At 64.7% G+C, this 21,149-nt stretch carries 19 protein-coding genes; 6 read left to right on the top strand and 13 right to left on the bottom strand.

Features of this window, described 5'->3' with window-relative positions; all coding sequences use genetic code 11:
* Positions 1-7 precede the first annotated feature (7 nt).
* Positions 8-142 carry a hypothetical protein gene (locus WDM24_RS34660; protein WP_338828958.1) on the bottom strand — a complete coding sequence of 45 codons (135 nt, stop codon included), beginning with the start codon at positions 140-142 and terminating at the stop codon, positions 8-10.
* 16 nt (positions 143-158) lie between these two features.
* The gene (locus WDM24_RS34655) at positions 159-494 is read right to left on the bottom strand and encodes a hypothetical protein (RefSeq protein WP_338828957.1); all 336 of its coding nucleotides are present in this window, start codon (positions 492-494) and stop codon (positions 159-161) included.
* Positions 495-717: 223 nt separating this feature from the next.
* Between WDM24_RS34655 and WDM24_RS34650 the strand changes: the two genes are divergently transcribed.
* Positions 718-1,317, top strand: a complete 600-nt coding sequence (locus tag WDM24_RS34650; protein ID WP_414645647.1) for a 3-keto-disaccharide hydrolase — start codon at positions 718-720, stop codon at positions 1,315-1,317.
* Between the two features lie 61 nt (positions 1,318-1,378).
* On the opposite strand, the gene WDM24_RS34645 is transcribed toward WDM24_RS34650, so the two are convergent.
* From WDM24_RS34645 to WDM24_RS34615, 7 genes are all read right to left on the bottom strand, one after another.
* Positions 1,379-2,881, bottom strand: coding sequence for a hypothetical protein (locus tag WDM24_RS34645; RefSeq protein WP_224741384.1), 1,503 nt, complete (start codon positions 2,879-2,881; stop codon positions 1,379-1,381).
* A 213-nt stretch (positions 2,882-3,094) separates the two neighbouring features.
* Entirely contained in the window at positions 3,095-4,201 is a 1,107-nt protein-coding gene (locus WDM24_RS34640; RefSeq protein WP_338828956.1) for a glycoside hydrolase family 5 protein, read from the bottom strand.
* Between the two features lie 64 nt (positions 4,202-4,265).
* Positions 4,266-6,584 (bottom strand): exopolysaccharide transport family protein, encoded by a 2,319-nt coding sequence (locus tag WDM24_RS34635; protein ID WP_338828955.1) that lies wholly within the window; start codon positions 6,582-6,584, stop codon positions 4,266-4,268.
* Positions 6,585-6,737: 153 nt separating this feature from the next.
* The gene (locus WDM24_RS34630) at positions 6,738-7,490 is read right to left on the bottom strand and encodes a polysaccharide deacetylase family protein (RefSeq protein ID WP_166298816.1); all 753 of its coding nucleotides are present in this window, start codon (positions 7,488-7,490) and stop codon (positions 6,738-6,740) included.
* On the bottom strand, positions 7,487-8,302 hold the full coding sequence (locus WDM24_RS34625; RefSeq protein WP_338828954.1) for a class I SAM-dependent methyltransferase: 816 nt from the start codon (positions 8,300-8,302) through the stop codon (positions 7,487-7,489). The genes WDM24_RS34630 and WDM24_RS34625 overlap by 4 nt, the downstream gene beginning before the upstream one ends.
* 4 nt (positions 8,303-8,306) lie before the next feature.
* Complete coding sequence (locus WDM24_RS34620; RefSeq protein ID WP_338828953.1) at positions 8,307-9,749, bottom strand: lipopolysaccharide biosynthesis protein; 1,443 nt, start codon at positions 9,747-9,749, stop codon at positions 8,307-8,309.
* Positions 9,743-10,669: a DUF6492 family protein gene (locus WDM24_RS34615; protein ID WP_166298813.1), complete on the bottom strand. Its 927-nt coding sequence runs from the start codon at positions 10,667-10,669 to the stop codon at positions 9,743-9,745. Before WDM24_RS34615 ends, WDM24_RS34620 begins: the two co-directional genes overlap by 7 nt.
* Before the next feature lie 418 nt (positions 10,670-11,087).
* Here WDM24_RS34615 and WDM24_RS34610 point away from each other — a divergent pair, with 418 nt between their 5' ends.
* On the top strand, positions 11,088-12,056 hold the full coding sequence (locus tag WDM24_RS34610; protein ID WP_338828952.1) for a hypothetical protein: 969 nt from the start codon (positions 11,088-11,090) through the stop codon (positions 12,054-12,056).
* Positions 12,057-12,136: 80 nt separating this feature from the next.
* Here the strand turns inward: WDM24_RS34610 and WDM24_RS34605 are convergent, their stop codons facing one another.
* A complete protein-coding gene (locus WDM24_RS34605; protein ID WP_338828951.1) occupies positions 12,137-13,225 on the bottom strand; it encodes a radical SAM protein in 1,089 nt (362 codons plus the stop codon).
* A 406-nt stretch (positions 13,226-13,631) separates the two neighbouring features.
* Between WDM24_RS34605 and WDM24_RS34600 the strand changes: the two genes are divergently transcribed.
* Both WDM24_RS34600 and WDM24_RS34595 read left to right on the top strand, forming a co-directional pair.
* Positions 13,632-14,627, top strand: coding sequence for a glycosyltransferase family 2 protein (locus WDM24_RS34600; RefSeq protein WP_338828950.1), 996 nt, complete (start codon positions 13,632-13,634; stop codon positions 14,625-14,627).
* Entirely contained in the window at positions 14,624-15,937 is a 1,314-nt protein-coding gene (locus WDM24_RS34595; RefSeq protein ID WP_338828949.1) for an O-antigen ligase, read from the top strand. Before WDM24_RS34600 ends, WDM24_RS34595 begins: the two co-directional genes overlap by 4 nt.
* Here WDM24_RS34595 and WDM24_RS34590 read toward each other — a convergent pair.
* On the bottom strand, positions 15,934-17,025 hold the full coding sequence (locus tag WDM24_RS34590) for a hypothetical protein (protein ID WP_338828948.1): 1,092 nt from the start codon (positions 17,023-17,025) through the stop codon (positions 15,934-15,936). The two genes, WDM24_RS34595 and WDM24_RS34590, sit on opposite strands and share 4 nt — an antisense overlap.
* Positions 17,026-17,218: 193 nt before the next feature.
* Here WDM24_RS34590 and WDM24_RS34585 point away from each other — a divergent pair, with 193 nt between their 5' ends.
* Both WDM24_RS34585 and WDM24_RS34580 read left to right on the top strand, forming a co-directional pair.
* On the top strand, positions 17,219-18,166 hold the full coding sequence (locus tag WDM24_RS34585) for a cupin-like domain-containing protein (protein WP_338828947.1): 948 nt from the start codon (positions 17,219-17,221) through the stop codon (positions 18,164-18,166).
* Positions 18,167-18,194: 28 nt separating this feature from the next.
* Complete coding sequence (locus WDM24_RS34580) at positions 18,195-19,385, top strand: GNAT family N-acetyltransferase (protein WP_338828946.1); 1,191 nt, start codon at positions 18,195-18,197, stop codon at positions 19,383-19,385.
* A gap of 23 nt (positions 19,386-19,408) precedes the next feature.
* Here the strand turns inward: WDM24_RS34580 and WDM24_RS34575 are convergent, their stop codons facing one another.
* On the bottom strand, positions 19,409-20,356 hold the full coding sequence (locus tag WDM24_RS34575; protein ID WP_338828945.1) for a DUF5996 family protein: 948 nt from the start codon (positions 20,354-20,356) through the stop codon (positions 19,409-19,411).
* Positions 20,357-20,538: 182 nt separating this feature from the next.
* Complete coding sequence (gene wrbA / locus WDM24_RS34570; protein ID WP_338691908.1) at positions 20,539-21,138, bottom strand: NAD(P)H:quinone oxidoreductase; 600 nt, start codon at positions 21,136-21,138, stop codon at positions 20,539-20,541.
* Between the last annotated feature and the right edge of the window lie 11 nt (positions 21,139-21,149).

Raw genomic sequence — 21,149 nt, 5'->3', positions numbered from 1 at the left:
AACGCGGCTACTTCTGTTCCACTTCGGTCGAGGTGGCCGGACCTTCGCCCATGATCAGCAGCACGGCGTCCTCGTCCTTGGCGCCGTCCCAATGCACCTGCTTGCCGAAATGGGTGACGAAGCTTCCGGCCGGCATCGCCACGGTGCCGTGATCGGGATCAAATTTCGGGCCCGAGCCGACCCACCAAGTGCCCTTGAGCACGACGATGTAGCGATCGTTGGGATGGAAATGCGGACGGCTGAAATGATTGCCCTGTCCATTTGGTGTAGACCATGTAGAAGCCGGGCTTCGACGGATCGCCGACCACGACGGCATTCTGCGCGCCGCGCGCATCGGCCGGGCTCCAGGGAATCTGGTCCGGCAGCTTGTAGGTGACGGCGGCCGGATTGAGCTCGGCCGCGGAGCTGACGCTCAGCATCCCGGCAAGCGCCGGCAAGATCACAAGGCCCAGCGGCATCATCAGGTATCGCCAGGCCCGGTTCGACGCCGTCATTGCATTCTCCCAGATCAGTTTCTCGTCAGTCGGGCAACTGCCGCGCCCGTATGTTGCACGATGCTAGTCGCTCTCGCTTGCGCCGGACAAGACGCGTCCGCGCATGTCTGCTCTCAAGATTGCGACATCAGTCCGTGACACAACGCAGCTGCAACATGAAAAACGGATTTACGCCACTGCAGACGATGATAGGTTGCGCGCCGACCAAAACGGGAGGATGACCTTGAAGAAGCATCTGTCGATACTTGCCGCGGGACTTGTGATCGGTGCGGCCGCGCTGCAATTTTCCACCACCGCATCGGGCGATGACGGCTGGGTCACGCTGCTCGACAGCTCCAGGAAGGGCGACTGGGACGAGGTCGGCAAGGCCAATTGGGAAATGAAGGACGGCGCGCTGGTCGCCGACAAGCTCGACGGCAAGGATCTCTCCTATCTCGTCAGCAAGACCCAATACAAGGACTTCCAGATCCGGGCCGAGTTCTGGACCGACGAGGACGCCAACAGCGGCGTCTTCATCCGCTGCGAAGGCAACAAGGTGATCGATTCCAAGGTCTGCTACGAGGTCAACATCTTCGACAAGCGGCCGGATCCGACCTACGGTACCGGCGCGATCGTCGACGTCGGCAAGGTCGATCCGATGCCGAAGGCGGCGGGCAAGTGGAACGTCTACGAGATCACGGCGCAGGGCCCGCATTTCGTGGTGACGCTGAACGGCCAGAAAACTGTCGACGCCCAGGACTCCAAGCACGCCAACGGCTATGTCGCGCTCCAATATGGTTCGGGCGTGGTCAAGTTCCGCAAGGTGCAGATCAAGGCGCTCTGACGGCGCAAGTCGAGAAAAGCCCGGTCGCCGTGCGGCCGGGCTTTTGCTTGCGTGCCTTGCGCTATCGCGCGGAGGCGTTCCCCTCGTCGCCTTGCGTGCGCAAATGATGGCCGAGCACGAGCCCGGTCAGGCACAGCAACAGCCCGAGCGCCGGCGGCGCAAACAGGGCTTCTTCCTGGAAGATGCCGTTCACCAGCACGACCATCGTGCCGAACGCGGCCAGCCCCTGGATCAGAATTCCGGAGGACGCGTAAAGGCGCCAGGCCTTCAGCGCCATCGCGAAGAAGAAGCCGAGCGGCACCACTGCGCCGATGCCCATCTGGTAGAGCAAGACGCCAACGGCGCTCTCCACCGCGCCGTCCATCGTGCCGGCCGCCTGCGCGGCGTTCCAGTCGATCGAGAAGTAACCCTCGGAGAGATTGCCGCCGACGCCAAGCCCGCGGCCGATCGGGTTCTGCAGAAAGCCATCCCACCCGCCCATGAAGCCGATCACGTGGAAATCGCCGATCTCGAGTCCGATACGGATGGCTGCGATGGCGTACAGCACGAGCCCAACGAGCGCGACGGCAAGGGTGATCGCTGCGCCGAGCAGCCAGGTTGCCGTCCAGGCCAGGCCTACGAAGATGACCAGGATGAGTGCGCCCTTTACGCTGCAGCAAATCAGCAGCGGGATCGCGGCCAGCGCCAGCCAGCGATATCCGACCGCGAACAGGAACAGGATGGAGAAGGCCACACCGTAGCCGAAGCTGATCGGGCTCATATTCGGCCCGAAGATGCGCAGCAACGATGAGAGTCCGAGATCCTCGAACAGCGGGCTGTTGAGAAAGCTGAAGCGGAAGCGGTCGATCAGATCCACCGGGACGTTGCCGGTTGCGCGCATCTCGGCTTCCCAGGATCCGGAGCGGCTCGCCTTCAACTCGTCGAAGTGCCAGAACGTGTAGCCGTTGGTGATGGAGAGCCAGAAATCGCGGAACAGCAGTTCGACATATCCGCAGACGATCAGCAGCGTGGCGACGGTCACCAGGAAGGGCGTGATGCGGATCTCGAACGTTGCGGCTGTCAGCAGGGACAGCTGAAACAGAAACAGCGGCAGCGCGATGTTGCGCAGATAGACCAGTGCGGCATGCGAGTCCTGCACGGCGCCGAGCAGGAAATATGCCGTCACGACCGCGAGGGTAGCTAACCCCCACTTCATGATCCGGTCGATCTCCGGCGAATGCTTGCGCTCGCGCAGCGCATAGAGCGCCAGCGTGACCAGCCACATCATCGCGCAAACGAGGAAATTGTAGCCCTTGACGAAATCCATCTCCTGCTCGGTCGTCATGTAGGACGACAGAATCGAGACGAACAGATTCTGGAAGAAGATGATGAAGATGGCGATCGACGGCGCATAGGCCGGCGCCGCAAGCACGATGGCGCAGCCGATCAGGCCTTCGACGACGATTGCGAGCCCGGCGTTGGCCGCCTGCAGGATCGGCGCGAACGCGATCGATGCCACGGCGATGCCGAGTGCAGGAACGAGGTCGCCGGCCAACAGCGGCCGCGGGGCTATCTCTGCGCGCACGAGCTCTGACCCAGGTAATGTGTGGCGTGCCACACTCGCCTGGCCGATCTAGCCGCGCATTGTGTAAGAATCGGTTAACCAACCGGCCTAAAGCGTTTTCGAGCGAAAGCCTGTCCCGAACTTGATCCGGGATGGATACCGGTTCGCGTGAAGAAAACGCGTCAAAACAGGAAGCTAGAGCCCCGTTCCGATTCAATCGGAACGGAGATGGCCCTAGCGTGTTCCGAGCAACGCCTTCAGCGTCTCGGGGTCGGCCTTGCCGGTGACGGCGTCGGCCGGGCCAAAGCCCTGCATCATTTCCCAATGGGTCCAGCCCCAGCAATGTTGCCGGGCGTAGTCCGTCACGCCGGCGAGCCAGCGCAGACGGCTGTCGCGCGGGGCGCCGGCCTTGAGCACACCGAATTCGTTGATGATGATCGGACGCGAATATTGCTGCTGCCAGGCGGCCGCCGGCGCGAGCCATTTGTCGATGCCGCGGTCGGGAATGGCCCTGTCCAGCATGGCGAGCGCCCTGCGCTTGTCGAGCGCGGCAAGTCGCTCCCGCAACTCTCGAACCTTCGGATCGTCGGCCCGGATCGGATAGGGCAATCCGGTGATGTCGTGCAACGGCTCGGCTGGATCCCAATGGGCCTGATGGGTGAACACCATCGGATCGTAGAAGTGGATGGCGTAGACGACGTTCGGATCGTCGAGCGGCGTGAAGCCCGGCAGGGAATCCGCGCGCTGCCAGTTGACCGGCCCCGTGATCAGCGTCGTCTGCGGGAGCAGCCGGCGAATGAAGCCGGCGAGCTCCCGGACTTCGCCCTGCCATTGCGCGACGTCGACGTCAGGCTCGTTCAAAAGCTCCGCAAAGACACGATCGGAGGGATAGCGCTGCATCACCCGCGCAAGTTCGCCCCAGGCGCTCTTCATTTCGCTCATCGCACCGGGCGGATCGTCCTTTTGCAGGGCATTGAAACGCTCGCCCGAATGCAGGTCGACCGACACCGCATAGCCGAGCGCGAGCAGGGTATTCAGCACGGCGTCGACGGTGTGCAGGCGCCGGTCGATATCCGCCTTCGCCGCGAAGCGCGGCATGACGAAGTCGGCGGGCACCGGCAGCCGGATATGGGTCATGCCGGCCTTGCGCAGTTGCAGCAGCAGGCGGCGCGGCGGCGCTGACCGCGGATCGGCGATCCAGCCATCGGCGTTGACGCCGCGTGACAGGGCTTTGAGCCGATCCGCCGGGACGCCCGCGATCAGGTCAGGGCAAGCTTGTGCCGCGCCACACAGCAGGATGGAAGCTGCGGCGATGATGGCTGATATCGACGGTCGTGTCATTGACGATCAACTCGCGATCGCTGGTGCAGGGGCGGAGCACAACGCGACGCGGCCGGCGCGTCGCTCAGGCATACTGCTTTTCGTGCTGCCGACTTGCGACGGTGGACTGCAATTCGTTGAGAACGACGCCGGCGAGCTTGCGTTCGGCTCCGCCGAGCGCGGCGATGATGTCTTCCATCGACGCGTTGATGTCGCGATCCACCGGCAGCGCGGCGATCAACCCGTCGGCGACCTCGAACAGCCGCCGTTCGTCGGCACCCCACGTCATGGACGGCCCGTCCAGAATCACGAGGTCATGGCCGCCGGCGGAGCGCGCCTGCGCAATCGCCTTCCGGATCGCCTCGCAGGCCTTGGCGGGATTGTCCTTGATCGCCGGCAGGATCGCGATGCCGTTTGCGGTGTTGACGGCGCGGGACGCCTTGCTGCCGATGGTGAGCCAGTCGAGGCGGCTCGGCTTGCTCTGGCCGGGATGCGCGACGCAGTCGGTCAGGGCGTGGGCGGTGGTGTCGGCATCGATCAGCAGGACACGGGCGCCGTCGCGCGCGGCGACGAGGGCGATGTTCAACGCGACGACGCTGCGATCCGGGTCGTCGCCCGTGCCGATCACGGCCAGCACGGGGACGGCTTTGGGGGCAATTCCCGCAGCCAGTGCTGCATGGATCTGGCGCATCGTGTTCGAGAACGGGCCGAGTGCCGAACTGGTGCGCAGCGTCGGCCAGCCGAAATGCGTGACGTCGGCAGGATGGTCGCCGGTCAGGATTCCGCCAAGCGTGCGCATGACGTCGGTCTCTTGCAGCTCGGCGATCAGCGGCTTCTCGATCACGGGCTTGTCGATCGCGACGGCCGCCGGCTGTGCCGCGGACGGTGCCTGCACAGGCGGCTTCACCTTGGCGATCACGGGCTGCCGTTCCGGTGCGGCGTCCTGCTTCGGCTGGAGCTTGGCGCGGACCGGATCGGCGCCGGGCGCCAGCTGGCTGGCGGCAACGATCCAGGCCGCGGCGGCGAGCCCGCCGAACATGAAGCCGATCATCGCGAGCAGGCTCATCGCCGGCGGGAAGGTCCGCTGCTGCGGGATCGTGGCATCGCCGATCACGCGCGCGCTGGAGGTGTTGAGGCTCTCCTGCTCCTCGGTCTCGCGCGAGCGCTTGAGGAAGGACTGGTACACATCGCGGCTGGCATCGACCTCACGTTCCAGGTCGCGCAGCCGCACCGACGCCTGGCTCATCTGCACGCTCTGATGCTTCTGGACATCCAGCGCCTTGTTGAGCGAGGCCTCGTAGTCGCGTGCCCGGGTCAAATCGTTCTTCGCCGACAGCGCGACGCGGTCGATCTCTTCCTTGATGGTCCGTCGCAGATCCTCGACCTGCTGTTCGATCTGACGCAGCGCCGGATGCCGTGGCCCGAGCTCGCCCTGCAGCTCGGCCTGCCGCTTCTTCACATCGGCATATTGCGAGCGCAGATTGGCGATGGTCGGCGACTGCAGGGCTTCGGGAATCGCGCCCGGATCCATCGAGCCGCGGCGGCTGGCTTCGATCTGGTCGTACTTGGCCTGGGCATCGAGCGTCAGCGCGCGTGCCCCGGCCAGGCGCTGGTTGCCGACCGAGAGCTGCTGGTCGGTGAGCAGATTATCCTGCGAGCCGAAGAAATTGTTCTGTGCCTTATAGGTTGCGAGTGCCTCTTCCGCGTTGCGCAGGCGCTGCTGCAGCTCCTTCAGGCGGCCGGACAGGTCGCGAGTGGCGCGCCGCGCAGCGTCGGCCTGCGACTTCTTGGACTCGGTGAGATAGGCCTTGGCGATCGCGTTCGAGAGCATCGCCGCCTTGACCGGGTCGTGCGACCACACATCGATGTCGACGATGAAGGTGCGATCGGTCTTCTTGACGTTGATATGGCGGTTCAGCGTATCGAGCGTGTTCATCTCGATCTGCTGTTGCTGTTCCGCGGTCTGCCGCGGCTCGATGCCGAACAGGCCGAGCAGCGCTGCGAGCAGGCCCTTGCTCGCGGCGCCGCCGCCGAACTCGGGATCCTTGACCAGGTTGGTGTCGCGGATCACCTGCAGCAGCACGTTGTTTGACGTGATCAGGCGCGACTGGCTCTCGACCACCATCGAGAGGCCGGAGACGTCCTGGGCGCGCGGGGTCAGTTCGCGCTCGACGAGCTGCAACTCGCGCGGGTCGACATAGAGCTGCGCGCCCGCGGTATATTTCGGTGTCAGGCTTTTGCCGATCGCGACCGCGATGCAGGCGCAGAGCAGGGCGACTGAGACGATCGCGACCTTGCGCGCCCACAACAACCGGATCAGTTCGAGCACGTTGAAGCCGGCCGGGATTGCGGCCCGGCGCGGCTCCGGACTGGCCCGGTTGATCGGCTGGTCATAGCTAAGCATCGACCCCAGCTTCCATCTGAATGGCCGCACGCATCGGCTGAGGAGCACTCTTTCGGGCCACGCAACGCGCACGAGACGGCGCGGAAAAAACGCAACACGAAAAATTAACCATACTCATTCGCCGACTATTCACCAGAAAGGCAAACAAAGGGTTTAAGCGCGGCCGCATCGAAATGCCTCCGCCATCGTCAAGACAGGGACATTGCGCCGCGCCGCGGCTTCCAGCGCGTAAGTCATCAGGTCAGGCGAGCAGCCGTAGAGGCTCGGCACGTCGGCGACGTCGTGGCTGTAGAAAATTAACCAACCGTTCATGTTTGCCGCCTCGGCGAACGCCATGTCGATCCGCTCGCGCGGCATCTGGCGGTCGATCAGCGGCATGGCGCGGAGGAATTGCAGATCGACCTCGCCGCTGTTCACGCCCGGCACGATGCTGCGGCAGGTGCGAAATTCGGACTTCAGCTGGTGCTTCCGAGCATAGGAGCCGTAGCCGAACGGGTAGGCGAAGGTCTCGACCGGCATGGTCGGATCGAGCGAATGGAAATAGGTGCGGTTGCGCGCGATCTCCGCGGCCAGCGAGGTCTCGTCGAGATCGCAGGCGCGGCGGTGCGAGAAGGTGTGACAACCGATCTCGTGGCCGCGGCGATGTAGCGAGACGACATCGTCGGCGCTGCCGCTGCTCCAGTCCGGCGCGTCGAGCCCGACCAATCCGCCCGACACGTAGAATGTGCCGCGGGCGCCGTAGGATTCCAGGATGTCGGCGCCGAACGTCGCCGCGCTCTTCGGCAGATCATCAAAGGTGAAGGTCACCATCGGCGTCGCATTGTTCAGGCGGAAACGCTCGACCTGCACATGCATCGCCAGCCGATGGCTGACCTTGACCCTGGCTTCTGACCACAGTGCGTTCATGATCCGAGCTTCCGCAAGATCACGTGATAGTCGCCGTGCCGGACGTCGATCTTGCCCGGCAGCAATGCATTCATCGCCTTCGCCGCCGCGTCGATCACGGCCGCGAGAACAGGCTTGCGCCGGCGCATCTCGGGATAGCGCGGGCTCTCGTATTTCTTGCGGTAGATGACTTGCAGCCCGCGGTCGGCGACGAACGCTTCGAGATTGGTCAGCGTCACCATCGGATGGAAATGGGTCGGGAACGGCGCCTCGCCCGGTAGCCCGGCATTCTTCTCGCCGCGGATGGTGCGGTAGAACCAGACGTGGAACCAGTGCGGGGAGTATTTCGTGACGATGCCCGACAGCGACTTCGGGTTCGGCGCGCCGATCAGCAACAGCCCGTTCGGCTTCAGCGCCTCGCAGAATCCGCTCAGCACGGCCTCCACGTCGGGAATGTGCTCGATGACGTTGTAGCAGATGATCAGGTCGAATCGCTGCGGCGGGAAACGATAGGTCTGAATGTCGCCCAGGACGGCTTCCTGCGCATAGGTGTTGTTGCGAATCTGATCGGCGTCGATGTCGACGACCGTCACATGCGCACGGCGCAACACGCCGAGCGGCAAATAACTGGTCGAGCCGCCGCCGGCTTCGTAGATCGACAGCGGCCCGGCCGGCAACCGGGCTTCAAGGATGCTGTGGACCGTGAGCAGGCTCTGCTTGGCCTCGCCGGGCGGCAGGGCGAGCAGCGATTCCGGATGGATCTCAGCGGGAACCGGCGCCGCGATTTCGGCGCGCGAGGCAGGACGTGTAGCAAGCGCAAGGGATTTGTTCATCGGCTCACCCGACATTGCTGTTTGCGAATTTGGTACGGAACATGGCGAGGCCCTGCTTCAGCCGGCCGCGCAGGCGCGCGATGTCGAACAGCCAGCAGAGCGCGGCGTAGACGGCGAACCCCGCGCCGATCAGCACGATGCTGGCAGGCAGATCGGCGAGGTGCAGAGCGCGGTCCAGCGCGCCTACGGTGAGCGCCATCGCGAGCGCGGCGATGACGATCAAGGCGAGGCGGCCGAGCGGGATCGGAATTCGGAAAGCGAAGCGGCTCAGGATCAGGGCGCAGGCAAAGCCGGTGATGTCGGCGCCGAGCCGCGCCCAGGCCGCACCGACCGTGCCGTCAAGGCTGACCAGCACGTAGGACAGAATCACATTCGCCGCGATGATCGAGGCGGTGTTGATCAGATAGAAGGAGTTGCGTCCTGACAGCAGGAAGCTCGCATGCAGATATTGCTGCGTCAGCACCTGGAACAGCACGGCGATCCCGATGATCGGCATGATCTCGCCCGCGATCGCGCGAAAATCGACGCCGAGGATGATGTTGGCGACATGCGGAGCGATCAGCGCAAAGCCGAGGCAGGCCGGCAGCGTGACGCCGGCGAGCAGTTCGAGGCAGTCGGCGAGGTGGCTCCTGACCGCGGCGTCCCCCTGCCGTGTCTGGATTTGCACGGCCATAGGGAAGAACGCTGCGGCCATGCTCATCGCGGGCATCATCAGGGTCTGGCGCACCAGATCGAGCGCCGCGACATATTTGCCGGCATCGGCGGCGCCGATCAGGTTCGCGATCATGAAGCGGTCGGTCACGCTCGAGATCGCAAGCAGTGTGAGCGAGACGGTCAACGGCAGGCCGGTGCGGGCCAGCGATCGCAGGTCGGTGCGGTCGAAACTCACGATGGTGCCGCGCCATGCGCGGCGCGACTGCACGATCACGGCGACAAGATAGGCCGCGGCGGCCGCGAGCAGCAGCAGGATGCCGGTCGGGCTGACCAGCGCGACGACGGCGCCGAAGCCGAGCAGGGCGCCGGCGCGGACCAGCGTCGCCTTCATCACCGAGAGTGCCTGCAGCCGGGCGCGCAGCAGGTCCTGCGTCAGCTCGAACAGGCCGATCGCGATTGCGAGAACGACCGCGGCCAGCGCAGCGGTCCCATCGAGGCCGACGAGACGGGCGAGCAGATAGGCGATCGGCGCGGTGAGGCAGCAAATCAGATAGCCCGACGCCACCGGGCCGCGGACATCGGTGCCGTCGTCACGGCCGTGGCCGCTCAGGATCAGGTTGCGAAACCAGCCGACCAGGAAGACGGAGATGACGGAGGCGAAGCCGACACCCAGCAGGTAGACGCCATAATCATGCGGCGCGAACAGCCGCGTGAAGATGTACACGCTGAGCAGGCCGAGCAGCGCTGAGAGCACGTTTGCGGTCAAATTGATGCTGGCCTGTCCGATCAGCATGATGCGGCGAGCTCCGCAGGCCGTGTGGCCGCCATTGAGCCCAGGATGGCGTCGCTCTCGGCCACCACCTCGCGAATCGTCGCGACTGGCGTGCCCGAGAACGACGCGATCGAGAACGCGACGTCGTCCCTGTTGGCACGGAGCAGCAGCCGGGTCAGTTCGTCCTTGCTCAGCGTCGGATCATCCCAGTAGCTGACACATTGCGTCTTCGGCACAATGGAGTGACGCAAGGCAGACGCCTCATCGTTCTCGACGAAGAAGCCGTACAGCAGATATTCGGAAAACTCGCGGGTCCGGCACAGCGCCTCGATCCAGCTCATGCCGGTGACGGCCTCGATCCGCTCGGCGAGCGCGCGGGTGGTCTGCTTGTCCCAGAAGATGATGTGCCCGATGAAGTCAGGCGCCGGGAACGGCGGCGTCGGCAGGCCGATCAGCTGGTGGCTGGTCGCGAGCCAGCGCGAATGGCGCGGCTGGTCGGCGGTGACGGCGTCAGCCATTTTCAGGAGCGGGATCGTGTTCGGATACTGGAAGCGCGCGAGATCGAAATCGCGGAACAACACGATGTCGGAATCCAGGATGCAGAACCGCTCGTAGGGCAGCGCGATCGTCGCCGCGATCTTGAGGATCTGTTGCACGTGCCAGCCGTTCACCGGCTTGGCGCGCAGCGACCACCAGAACTGGCGGCGCTTGCGCTGGATCACGCGCGGCAGCGGCCGCAGCCAGTCGGGCAGGAAGGAGGAGGCGGGGATGATGATGCGGCGCTCGCTGGCGAGCGGCGCGAACAGCGGCAGGTCGCAATCCGGCACCAGCAGATAATGCCTGGAGAAGGACGTGACGTGGCGATCGACGCTCTCGCAGAGCAGCGTGCAGATTTCCAGATCGCGCCCGTAGGTCGGGGTCAGCAACGCGACAGGGTTCATCTTGTAACTCTCTCCGGCGTCACCGTTTCAAGGCGGAACATCGTGGCCGCCAGACTTGTCCTGAACCCCAGTTCAGCAAGATCGGTGCCGGAGGATTTTGATGACCCCATCGACGGCGCTGATGGTTAAGCAATGGTAAATGGCGGCGCGCAGCATCGGTTAACGGATCGGAAGGAAACGTCCGGCTGCGCGATTTTGACGCTGGATCGCGACGTTGCCCGGATATTGCAGTGTTGCTGGCTCGAAGGCCGACATGGTCGGCGCAGGCAGGTGCGCATGCAGATTTGGTGGCATTTCCAGCGGACGAGCGGCGCGGTCAGACCGCAGGCGGCGCCATCAGTCCATTTCGAGACAGCCGCGCTGTCGGCGCTGTGCGCTTTTGGGACGCGCGCTGCGCGCGAGTTTGTCGGAGCACGTCATGCCAACTGATCGCGGACTCACGCGGCGCGGCGTCTTCGCCGTCGCGGCGCTTGCCCTGAGCGGACTGTCGACTGCGCGCGCCGCTCCGTCAGGCCGGTCGTGGCTTGGGTCGAATTCAGCACGCTTCGCCGGTGCGTTCGTCAACTGGGGCGAGACCGGCCGCGAGCACGTGCTGCAGGCCTGGGAGACATGGCTCGGTCGGCCGCGCTCGTCGGTGCTCGGCGTCGACTTCTATGGTCAGGCCAGCTGGGAGGATTTTCACAAACTGGATTGGGTGCCCGGGCTCTGGAAGAAGCTCAATCCGGCGCGCAATGTGGTCTGGTCGGTGCCGCTCACCATCACCGGCACGCCGCTCGCCGATGTCGCCGGCGGCGCGCACGACGCCGAGTTCGGGGCGGCCGCGCTCGCGACCGCGGCAGCACATCCGAAGGCGATCATTCGCCTCGGCTGGGAGATGAACATCTCCAACATGGGCTGGTTCGCCGGGGGGCATGAGGACGACTACGTCAAGGCGTTCCGCCGTGTGGTGGGAATCTTCCGTCGGCATTCAAGCAGCTTCAAGTTCGACTGGTGCCCGGGCTGGGGGCCGCAGGACATGCCGGCCGCTACAGCCTATCCCGGCGATGACGTCGTCGATTTCATCGGCCTCGACGTCTACGACTTCAAATCGGAGAGTAGCGCGGCCGAGCGCTGGACCAATTCCTATCTTAAGGCTCCGTTCGGCCTGGAATGGCAACGCGCGTTCGCGGCAAAGCACGGCAAGCTGATGAGCTATCCGGAATGGGGCGTCGGCCATTCCGGCGACAACGCCAGTTTCGTGCAGCAGATGCACGACTGGTTCGCCGCCAATCAGGCCGCCATCGCCTATGCGGCCTATTTCGATGTCGATGGCCTGTGGCCGACGCAGATCGACAACGGCCAGTTTCCGGAATCCGCCAGCCTGTTTCGGAAATTGTTTGCGGGCTGACCGGCTGCGTTCATCCGCTCAAGCAAGAGCCCGATCCGTCCGCTGGACCGATCGGGCTTTGTTGTTTCTCTCTTGCGGCGTCAGGCTGCCTTGGTGTTGGTCAGCAGCGTCAGGCCCATCTTCAGCTTGTCCTGTAGGGTGCGCTGGGCGAGGCAGGTGAATAGGCAGAGCTTGTCGCACGCGATGGTTTCCTTGCGGCGGGCCCGCGCTTCCTCGCTGTACCAGATCTCGCGTGCGGTCTGGGTTCGGACGTTGCCGATCGGCTTGAAGAACCAGCACACTTCGAGGCGGCCGTCGGAACGAATGAAGTAGTTCCGCATGCCGACCCGGCACGGCATCACTTCCTTCGGCGCCTTCTCGCGGCGGAAATGGTTCGGCCAGGCCCGCAGCACGGCCTCGCCGTTGAGGATCGGCGCGCCCGCGCGCTTCAGGCGCAGCAACTCGTCGCGGACCTTGATGAGATCGTCCATCTCGCTCTCGCCGATCCACAGCTCGTCCTCGACCTCCTGCGTGCCCTGCTCGACCGGCTGGAAGCTCAGCGCGGTGGCGCCGATCTGCTGGATCCAGTCGACCATCTCGGGCAGGCGACGGAAGTTGAGCTTGTGCACGACCGGCTTGATGATGATCGGGAAGTCCAGACCTTCGGCGCGACGCTGCTCGGCGACATTGCGGATGCCCTGCACGATGTCGCTCAGGGAGTTTTCGACGCCGCGCGAATAATTGTGGATGGTGGGGTCCGTGGAATCGATCGAGATGTTGATGTTGAACGGTCGCGCCGCAACGGTTTGCGCGACGATCTTCTTGTTGAGATAGGCGCCGCCATTGGTGGTGACGCCCCAATGGATGTCGTTGTCGCGGCAGAACCGCAAGAGATCGAGAAAGCCCTTCTTGATATAGGGCTCGCCACCGGCGAACTCGACGTGATAGGCGCCGATGAATTCCCTCAAGCTTGCGAGCGCGCGCTGCCATTCGTCGATCGACATCTCGTCGCGATAGTTCGGGCGGCGCCAGTAGTCGCAATAGCGGCACTTGTAATTGCAGCGTTCGACCACCTCCGCGAAGATCGCGGCCGGGCGCGTGACGTCGCGTCCGGTACGCAGATAGAGCTCTTCCGAGAGGGCGTTGCGTACATGCTTGGTGCCGAGCGAGACGAGGTCGAGCGCTTTCAAGGTGAACCTCAGATGGTTGTTATCGTTGCCGCGGTCGGATCGATGGACGACTTATAGGTTCATCAGCAAATTGGATGCCAGCCGGAGACTTGAAGCGCGCCTCGCCCGCGCGTCGCGCCCTTAACCATAAGGACTCGCTAACGGCGTAGCCGCGATCGCGAGCCATGGCTCTCGCGCGGCCGTCTCCTCGCGTAAATTGCTTCATTAGACTTCAAATTAACCTTGTGACGAAGTCGCGGTAACGCGCCTCGCTTGTGGAGCGGATTTTGCCATGAGGTCGCCGTAACGTTCGATCCGCGACCGTATTGCCGCCAGTGTCGGTCACTTTGGGACGGCGATGTCCCATTCCGATCCGTGCCGGGATGATGCGCGCTTTGCGGATCGCGATTGCCAGGAGGGCATCGAGATGTCGACAGAGCTTGCCGCCGTGGAACGCGCCTGGGTCACTGCCTCGCCCGCGCTAGATTGCTCCGTCGAAACCGTCATCTGCATTCCGAGCTTCCGCCGACCGAAGCACCTGCGGCTGACGCTGGCATCCGTCGCGGCGCAGCGCACCGAACGCGGCTTCGCGGTCGTCGTGGTCGAGAACGATGCCGCACGATGCGAAAGCGCGCCGGTTGCGGCCGAATTCCTCAACTCCGGGCGTCTCAGCGGCATCTGCATCGTCGAGCCCCGGCAGGGCAATTGCCAGGCGATCAACGCGGCGTTCGAGACCGCGCTCGAGACCTTCCCGAACGCCAGGAATTTCCTGATGATCGACGACGACGAGGTCGCCGCGCCGGATTGGCTGGAGCGGATGGTGCAGGCGGCCGAGACCTCCGGCGCCGACATCATCGGCGGGCCGGTGTGGCCTGACTTCGACGACAAGCACAAGGGCGGGCTCAAGCGCCATCCGGCATTCGCGCCGGCCTATCTTGCGAGCGGCCCGGTCCCGGTGATCTATGGCTGCGGCAACTGCCTGATCCGGCGCGTGGTGTTCGAGCGGCTCGGCAGTCCTGCCTTCGACCTGCGCTTCAACTTCCTCGGCGGCGGCGACCACGATTTCTTCGCGCGGGCGCGCCGCGCGGGCTTCCGCTTCTTCTGGGTGACGGAGGCCACAATCAGCGAGACCGTGCCCTCGACCCGGACCAATCTCGGCTGGATCGTGCGGCGGGGCTTGCGGATCGGTGCGATCAACTATCATATCGAGCGCAAGGCGGCGCAGACGGTGTGGTCGCGCGCCGCCGTGAAGGCCAAGATGTTCGGCCTCGTGCCATTCTCGCTGTATCGCTTCGCGCGCATCGTGCTGCGCGAGCATCAGGCCGTGATCGCCATGCACCCGATGGTGGTCGCCATCGGCAGCGCGCTTGCGGTGCTCGGCATCGAGCCGCAGCCCTACGCGGCCTCCAAGATCGCGTCGTGAGCGATTTGTCCGCCACCGCCGAAAGCCGGGCGCTGATCGCCGACATCGCGCGCCGGCCGGTGATGGATATCGTGCGCTGCGCGTTCTTCATCGGCATTCTGCTGCTGGTCTGGATCTCGCTGCGTCCGTTCGCCGATCTCTCTGGCTTCTATGTCGGCGAGGTGACTTCGGGCAAGGAAGCGTTTCTCTACGGCCTGTTCGGCGTGCTGATGGTCGCGATGCTGGCGCTGACCCTGCGCGACAATCTGCCGGCGTTGAAGTCGCTGCTGACGCCGGCCTTCCTGCTGTTCGCGGGCTGGATCTGCGTCACCGTCGTGCTGTCGTTCGATCCGGCCACCTCGCTGCGCCGGCTGGCGCTCTCGGTGTTCGTCATCGTGGTGACGGCGACGTTGCTGCTGCTGCCGAAGTCGCAGAGCGAATTGATGCGCTGGTTTGGCATCGCCGCGCTGGTGCTGCTCATCACCTGCTATCTCGGCGTCTTCCTGGCGCCGCATCTGTCGATCCACCAGGCCACCGACCCGCAGGAGCCGGCACTCGCCGGCAATTGGCGCGGCGCGTTCGGCCACAAGAACGTCGCCGCCGCAATGATGGCGATGCTGATCTTTCTCGGCATCTATTTGATGCGCGCCGGCGGCTGGCTGTCGGGCATCGCCGTCGCCGTGCTTGCCGCGATCTTCCTGTTCTTCACCGCCGGCAAGAGCGCGATCGTGTTGTGCGTCGCGGTACTGCTGCTGACCGCGCTGCTGCCGGTGATCCACTCGCTCTGGGGGCGCGCGCTGCTGCTGTTGACGCCGCTGGTGCTGCTCAATCTGTTCAGCGTCGGCACTGTCATGAGCGATACGCTGGCTGCGATCGCCGACCGGATGCCGCTCGACACCTCCTTCACCGGCCGTGCCGACATCTGGGCGTTCGCGCTCGATTCGCTGCACCAGCGGCTGTGGACCGGCTATGGTTTCGAGTCGTTCTGGGGCAGCAACGCGATCCAGAACCTGCAGGAAGGCAAGGAGTGGGCGGGCTACGCCTCGCACAGCCACAATGGCTATCTCGACACCGCGCTCGGAACCGGACTGCCGGGTCTCGGGCTGCTGATCGCGGCCGTCGTCATCAAGCCGCTGCGCGACTTCCAGGCCGCGGATCTCGGCGGCAATGATGCGCCGCTGACGATGCTGTTCCTGCGCATCTGGCTGTTCGGCCTCTATCTGTCGTCGATGGAGAGCTTCTTCCTCGATCGCGCCGATACGATCTGGGTCACGTTTCTGATCGCGGTGTTCGGGCTGCATTATCTCGCCCGGTTCCGGATGCGAACCTAGAGCTGCGCGCGGACCGCGTTGGCGACGTCCGTCCACCAGCCCTCGAAATCGAACGGCACCTGCGTGGTCGGCCGCTTCAGCGACGCGACGATCTGGTCGGCATAGGCCGCGCTGTCGGCGTCGCGCGGCACCAAAAGGATCGCGCCGCGGTCGATCAGCTCCTTGAAGCGTGGATGGTGATCGAACTCGTCCGGCAGTGCCGGGCCGGTGACGATCAGCGGCCGGCCCGACTGCACGCAGGCCAGAATGCTCGACCGCCGCGCGCTTAGGCCCTCGTCCAGGGAGTAGCAGAACACGTCGATCTCGCTGAGCAGGCCGAACACCTCGAGATCGGACGCGACGTAGCCGGAGACGATGACGTCGCTCTTCAGGCCCAGTTCGGCAACGCGGACGTGGAATTTCTGCTCGATATTTTCGACGCCGCGGATGAAGGAGCCGACATAGACGATCAGCGGCCGTAAGCCCCGCTGCTTCAGGATCGCGCCGATCTCGAGCAACCCGTTGGGCTGCTTGCCGGGATAGATCGAGCCGAAATGCCCGATGACGAGCTGGCCGTCGCCGCGTGCCGCGACCAGCCGCTGCAGCAACATCGAATCCGCGGTGTCCGCCGGCGCTGCGATGTTCGGCGGCAGCGGCGCCAGCACGCATTTCCGCACCATGCCGCGCATGATCGGATCGTCGGCGAGCTCGCGGCGCACCAGCGGCGAGAACATCACGATGGTATTGGCGAGCCACAATGCCGGGATATAGGTCAGCCGCCTGATGCCGTTGAGGCCGGCCCATTCGTGCTGGATCAGGACGACCTTGCGGCGGCGCAGCCGGGCGAACAGCAGCGCGAGCAGCGGCCGCAGGATCACCCGCTTCCAGGCCACGATCGGGAAGTTGCAGACCACGCTGTCGGCGCTGCCGACCGCGCGCCAGGTCTCCGCGATCCTGCCGTCGGTCTGGGTCAGGGTTAACGCCGTGCTAGCGCCGGGCTCGATCTTCTCGATCGTCTGCTGCAGCAGGCGGGTGAATTGCCCGACGCCGCAGTGCATCTGCGGTCCGGCGCCGAGAAACAGCGCGCGATATCGGGGTTTTTCGGCCATTCAGTGCTGTCGGCCTTGGCGGCCGGCTCCGGAAAAATCGCGGTTAGCCATATCGGCGAGACATTAGCTTCGGGTAACCGCGCGGACATACGCGACGGCATCCTTCTTGCCAATTCCCGCTCAAGAGCTGCCGGCGCGTCCCGGAACGGGACATCGGATGAAGCGAAACGGTGCAGCAGCCAGGAGTGCGACCATGACGACGGGCAAGATCTTCACGAACTGGGATGACAACCATTCCAAGCTCTGGAGCCATCAGCCGATCCGGCTCGAGCACACCATGCACAAGCAGCCGGCGTTCTCGATGGACGATCTGGCGAAATTGATCGAGCACTATCCGCGCGAGCATTACAGCCTGGTCAAGACCGGCGCCAGGGGATCGAGCCGCGTCTGGCGCGAGGGCGAGATCGGCAGGCTGCGCGGCCAGCAGGTGATCGAGGCGATCTCGCGCGGCGGCCTGTGGCTGAACCTGCGCAACGTCACCGCGGTCGATCACCGCTATCGCGACATGATCGAGCGGATGTTCGGCGAGATCGCCGCCAAGGTCCCGGGTTTCGACGCGCCGACGCACCAGGCCGGCATCCTGATTTCGTCGCCCGACGCGCAGGTCTATTATCACGCCGATCTGCCGGGGCAGGGCCTGGTGCAGATCGCCGGCCGCAAGCGGGTCTACGTCTATCCCAACACGCAGCCGTTCATCCGGCCCGAGCATCTTGAGAACATCGCGCTGTTCGATGTCGAGGTCGATATCCCCTATGAGCCCTGGTACGACTGGCACGCGCAGGTGATCGATCTCGAACCCGGCCAGATGCTGAACTGGCCGCTCAATGCGCCGCACCGCGTCGAGAACCTCGACACCGTCAACATCTCGATGACGATCTCCTATGTGAACGACGACATCCGCCGTGCCCAGATACTGCATCTGGCCAACGGCATGCTGCGTCATCGCTTCGGTTACGCGCCGCGCAGCCGCAGCATCCGCGGTCCCACTTTCTTCGCCAAGCAGGTGATGCAGAAGCTGTTGCGCGACGGCAAATGGGTGAAGCGCGAACGTGCCGTGCGCCGCCAGATCGATTTCCGTCTCGACGAGCGCGATCTCGGCAAGATCGTCGACCTGCCCAAGGCGGCGTTGGAAGCGGCGTAACAACGTTGCGCCGGAAGCAGGTGCTGGAATGACAGTATTGACGACGGCGGTTGAGAAATCCGGGGCGCGGGTCTCCTCCTATGCGGTCGGCTATCGCGTCGAGCTGGTTGACGATTGGGCGCAGGCCGCCGCCCGTTGGGGGGCATTCGATCCGCTCACCGCGTTCCAGCATCCGCAATGGTACACGTCGTGGTACCGGGCCTTTGCCACGACCGACGGCGTCGAGCCGCTGATCGCCATCGTCAGCGATGCTGCGACCGGCGAGCGCGCCGCGCTGCTGCCGCTGATCCGTCACCGCCACGCCAGCCTCCGCATCATCGAATTCGCCGATCTGAACCTCACCGATTTCAACGCGCCGTTGCTCGGCCCGGCCGCCCCTCGCGACGACGTCGCCGCGAGGCAGTTCTGGCGCGACCTGAAGGCGGCGCTCCGCAAGGTGCAGGGCGGTGCCGACCTCATTCGTTTTCGCAAGATGCCGGTCAGGCTCGCGGCGCGATCCAATCCGCTGGCGTTGCTCGATGGCGTCGGGCCGTCGCTCGTCAATGGCAATCTGCTGACCATCGGCGACGACCACAACGCCTGGCGCTACGAGCTGGACCGCAAGGTCCGCAAGGAGCTGGAACGGAGCTGGCGCGTGTTCACGCGTGAACCGTCCGCGGCCTTCAGATTCGCTGCCGACACCGACGCGGCATTGCAGCTTCTTTCGGTCACGGAGGCGCAGCAGGGCGATCGGCTGCTGGGCCTTGGGCTCAATTACGTGCTCGACAATGCGGACACCACCGCCTTCTATCGCGACCTCGTGCGCGAGGGCGCTGGCCGCGGCTATGCGCTGATGACTGCGCTCACGACGCGCGACGAGGTGGTGGCGACGCTGCTCGGTATCCGCACCGGCTCGCGCTACATCATGATCCGCATCAGCAATGCGGGCGAGAAGTGGTCGATGTGCTCGCCGGGTCGGCTGATCATCGATCGCACCATCGAGGCGCTGCACAAAGACGGCGTGCGCGAGTTCGAGTTCTCGGTCGGCAATTACAGCTACAAGCGGCGGTTCGGACCGCAGCGTACGCCGCTGGTCGATCTTGGTGCCGCCTTGAGCTGGCGCGGACAACCCCAGGCGCTGCGTGACCGTGCCGTGCTGGCGGTGCGTCACTATCCAAAACTCTCAGCACGGCTGAAAGAGGCGCTCGGCAAGTCGATGCCGTCGCGCGAAGAGGACTGAGCCACTGGTGCGGCGCGCCAGCGCTAGGCCCCCCTGACCACGCCCGGCTGGCCCTGTGCGCATTCCAGTGCAGCACGGTCCCAGTTGGCGTTGATGGCCGCCGCCTCATAGCTCGATTGCAGGAATTCGAGCAGCGCCTTGTCCGGATCTGCAGCCGTCCGCACGGAATCATAGGGCAGGATGAATTCGCCGAGTGCCTCGCTGAAGAATGCAGCGTCGGGCCGCACCGGCGTGCTGCGATAGCCCGCGGGTTCCGGATAGGCGTAGGAATAGAATGCGGGATAATCGACTGCGCCGCCGCCTGGCCAGAAGCCGGCGCTGCTCACTTCGTGCGAATAGGCTTCGTGCGCCACCTCGTCGGGTAAATGCGGCACACCGCCGGGATGCCGCGGTGCCGTCCTGCCGGAGAAGCGCGTCACCGCGAGATCAAAGCTGCCCCAGAAGAAGTGCACCGGGCTCGCCTTGCCGAGAAAGCCGGTCCGGAATTGCTTGAACACGCGGTCGCAGTTCACAAGGATCTGGTGAAAGCGGCGCACGGCATCCGCGTCGTACGAGGCATGCTGCGTATCCTGAGAAAAGCGGATCGGGTCGGCGACTTCGTTCGGTATCTCGTCAATGACGACGTCGATTCCCAGGTCCTTCAGATTGGTCGTGGTCGCCGCGTAGAAGCTCGCGACCGATTGACCGGCCAGCGCGAATTGCCGCTCGGTACCGTCGCTGGTCGAGATGCGGAGCATGTGATTGATAAAATCGAAGTCGATCTGGAACGTGCGGTCGCCGTCGGGGATCGGCGAGGTCGTCAGCCCGCGCGCCGTGACATAGAGCGTGACGTGCCAGGAGTGATTGAGCCAGGGCGATTTCGCCAGCCGGATCTTGCCGGCGATCTGGGTGAAGAGCTGGACCGTAGCGCAGCTGTCGCGCCACGCCGCGGTCGGCAGTTCCGGCCAGCGGGTCTTCTGTGTGTTGGTCATGGCAAACCCCAGGGCTGCGCCGACAAGAAGCCTTGCGGCATATCACGAAAATAGTCCCGATGACCTCGGGAATCATCGCTTCCAAAAGCAGCAGATAGGGCGGCAATCTTCAGCGACTGCCGCCCTATCGCATAGCCCTCCAGCCAGGCGTGAAACCCAACCGTGAGGCTTGGCCGTGGAGCTTAGCCGTGCAGTTTCCTGGCAGCCTCCGCGATCGCGCGGCCCTGGTAGCGTGCGCCGGCGAGCTCATTCTCGCTCGGCTGGCGGCTGCCGTCGCCGCCGGTGATGGTGGTGGCGCCGTAGGGCGCGCCGCCGGTGACCTCGTCGAGCTTCATCTGACCCGCGAAACCGTAGTTCAATCCGATCACCGTCATGCCGAAATGCAGGAGGTTGGTGATGATCGAGAACAGCGTGGTCTCCTGGCCGCCATGCTGGGTCGCGCTCGAGGTGAAGGCGCCACCGACCTTGCCGTTCAGCGCGCCCTTGAGCCACAGCCCGCCGGCCTGGTCGAGGAAGTTGGCCATCTGCGAGGCCATTCGGCCGAAGCGGGTGCCGGTGCCCACGATGATCGCATCGTAGTTGGCGAGATCGTTGATCTCTGCGACCGGCGCGGCCTGGTCGAGCTTGTAGTACGAGGCTTTCGCGACTTCGGCCGGCACGAGCTCGGGCACGCGCTTGATGTCGACGGTGGCGCCGGCTTCGCGCGCGCCTTCCGCGACGGCATTCGCCATGGCTTCGATGTGACCGTAGGCGGAGTAATAGAGGACGAGAACCTTGGCCATGATGGCCTCCT

This window comes from Bradyrhizobium sp. 27S5 (genome assembly GCF_037217225.1).
GTDB classification, from domain to species: domain Bacteria; phylum Pseudomonadota; class Alphaproteobacteria; order Rhizobiales; family Xanthobacteraceae; genus Bradyrhizobium; species Bradyrhizobium septentrionale.
Note: the sequence above shows the minus strand (reverse complement) of the source record. Positions and strands in the feature narration are given on the sequence as shown.

Excerpts from the sequence above, each read along its gene's own strand:
- WDM24_RS34655 (WP_338828957.1), bottom strand. The coding sequence starts at position 494 with ATGACGGCGTCGAACCGGGCCTGGCGATACCTGATGATGCCGCTGGGC.
- WDM24_RS34600 (WP_338828950.1), top strand. The coding sequence starts at position 13,632 with ATGTCGACAGAGCTTGCCGCCGTGGAACGCGCCTGGGTCACTGCCTCG.
- WDM24_RS34630 (WP_166298816.1), bottom strand. The coding sequence starts at position 7,490 with ATGAACGCACTGTGGTCAGAAGCCAGGGTCAAGGTCAGCCATCGGCTG.
- WDM24_RS34590 (WP_338828948.1), bottom strand. The coding sequence starts at position 17,025 with ATGGCCGAAAAACCCCGATATCGCGCGCTGTTTCTCGGCGCCGGACCG.
- WDM24_RS34610 (WP_338828952.1), top strand. The coding sequence starts at position 11,088 with ATGCCAACTGATCGCGGACTCACGCGGCGCGGCGTCTTCGCCGTCGCG.
- wrbA (WP_338691908.1), bottom strand. The coding sequence starts at position 21,138 with ATGGCCAAGGTTCTCGTCCTCTATTACTCCGCCTACGGTCACATCGAA.
- WDM24_RS34575 (WP_338828945.1), bottom strand. The coding sequence starts at position 20,356 with ATGACCAACACACAGAAGACCCGCTGGCCGGAACTGCCGACCGCGGCG.
- WDM24_RS34615 (WP_166298813.1), bottom strand. The coding sequence starts at position 10,669 with ATGAACCCTGTCGCGTTGCTGACCCCGACCTACGGGCGCGATCTGGAA.
- WDM24_RS34620 (WP_338828953.1), bottom strand. The coding sequence starts at position 9,749 with ATGCTGATCGGACAGGCCAGCATCAATTTGACCGCAAACGTGCTCTCA.
- WDM24_RS34585 (WP_338828947.1), top strand. The coding sequence starts at position 17,219 with ATGACGACGGGCAAGATCTTCACGAACTGGGATGACAACCATTCCAAG.
- WDM24_RS34640 (WP_338828956.1), bottom strand. The coding sequence starts at position 4,201 with ATGACACGACCGTCGATATCAGCCATCATCGCCGCAGCTTCCATCCTG.
- WDM24_RS34625 (WP_338828954.1), bottom strand. The coding sequence starts at position 8,302 with ATGAACAAATCCCTTGCGCTTGCTACACGTCCTGCCTCGCGCGCCGAA.
- WDM24_RS34635 (WP_338828955.1), bottom strand. The coding sequence starts at position 6,584 with ATGCTTAGCTATGACCAGCCGATCAACCGGGCCAGTCCGGAGCCGCGC.
- WDM24_RS34580 (WP_338828946.1), top strand. The coding sequence starts at position 18,195 with ATGACAGTATTGACGACGGCGGTTGAGAAATCCGGGGCGCGGGTCTCC.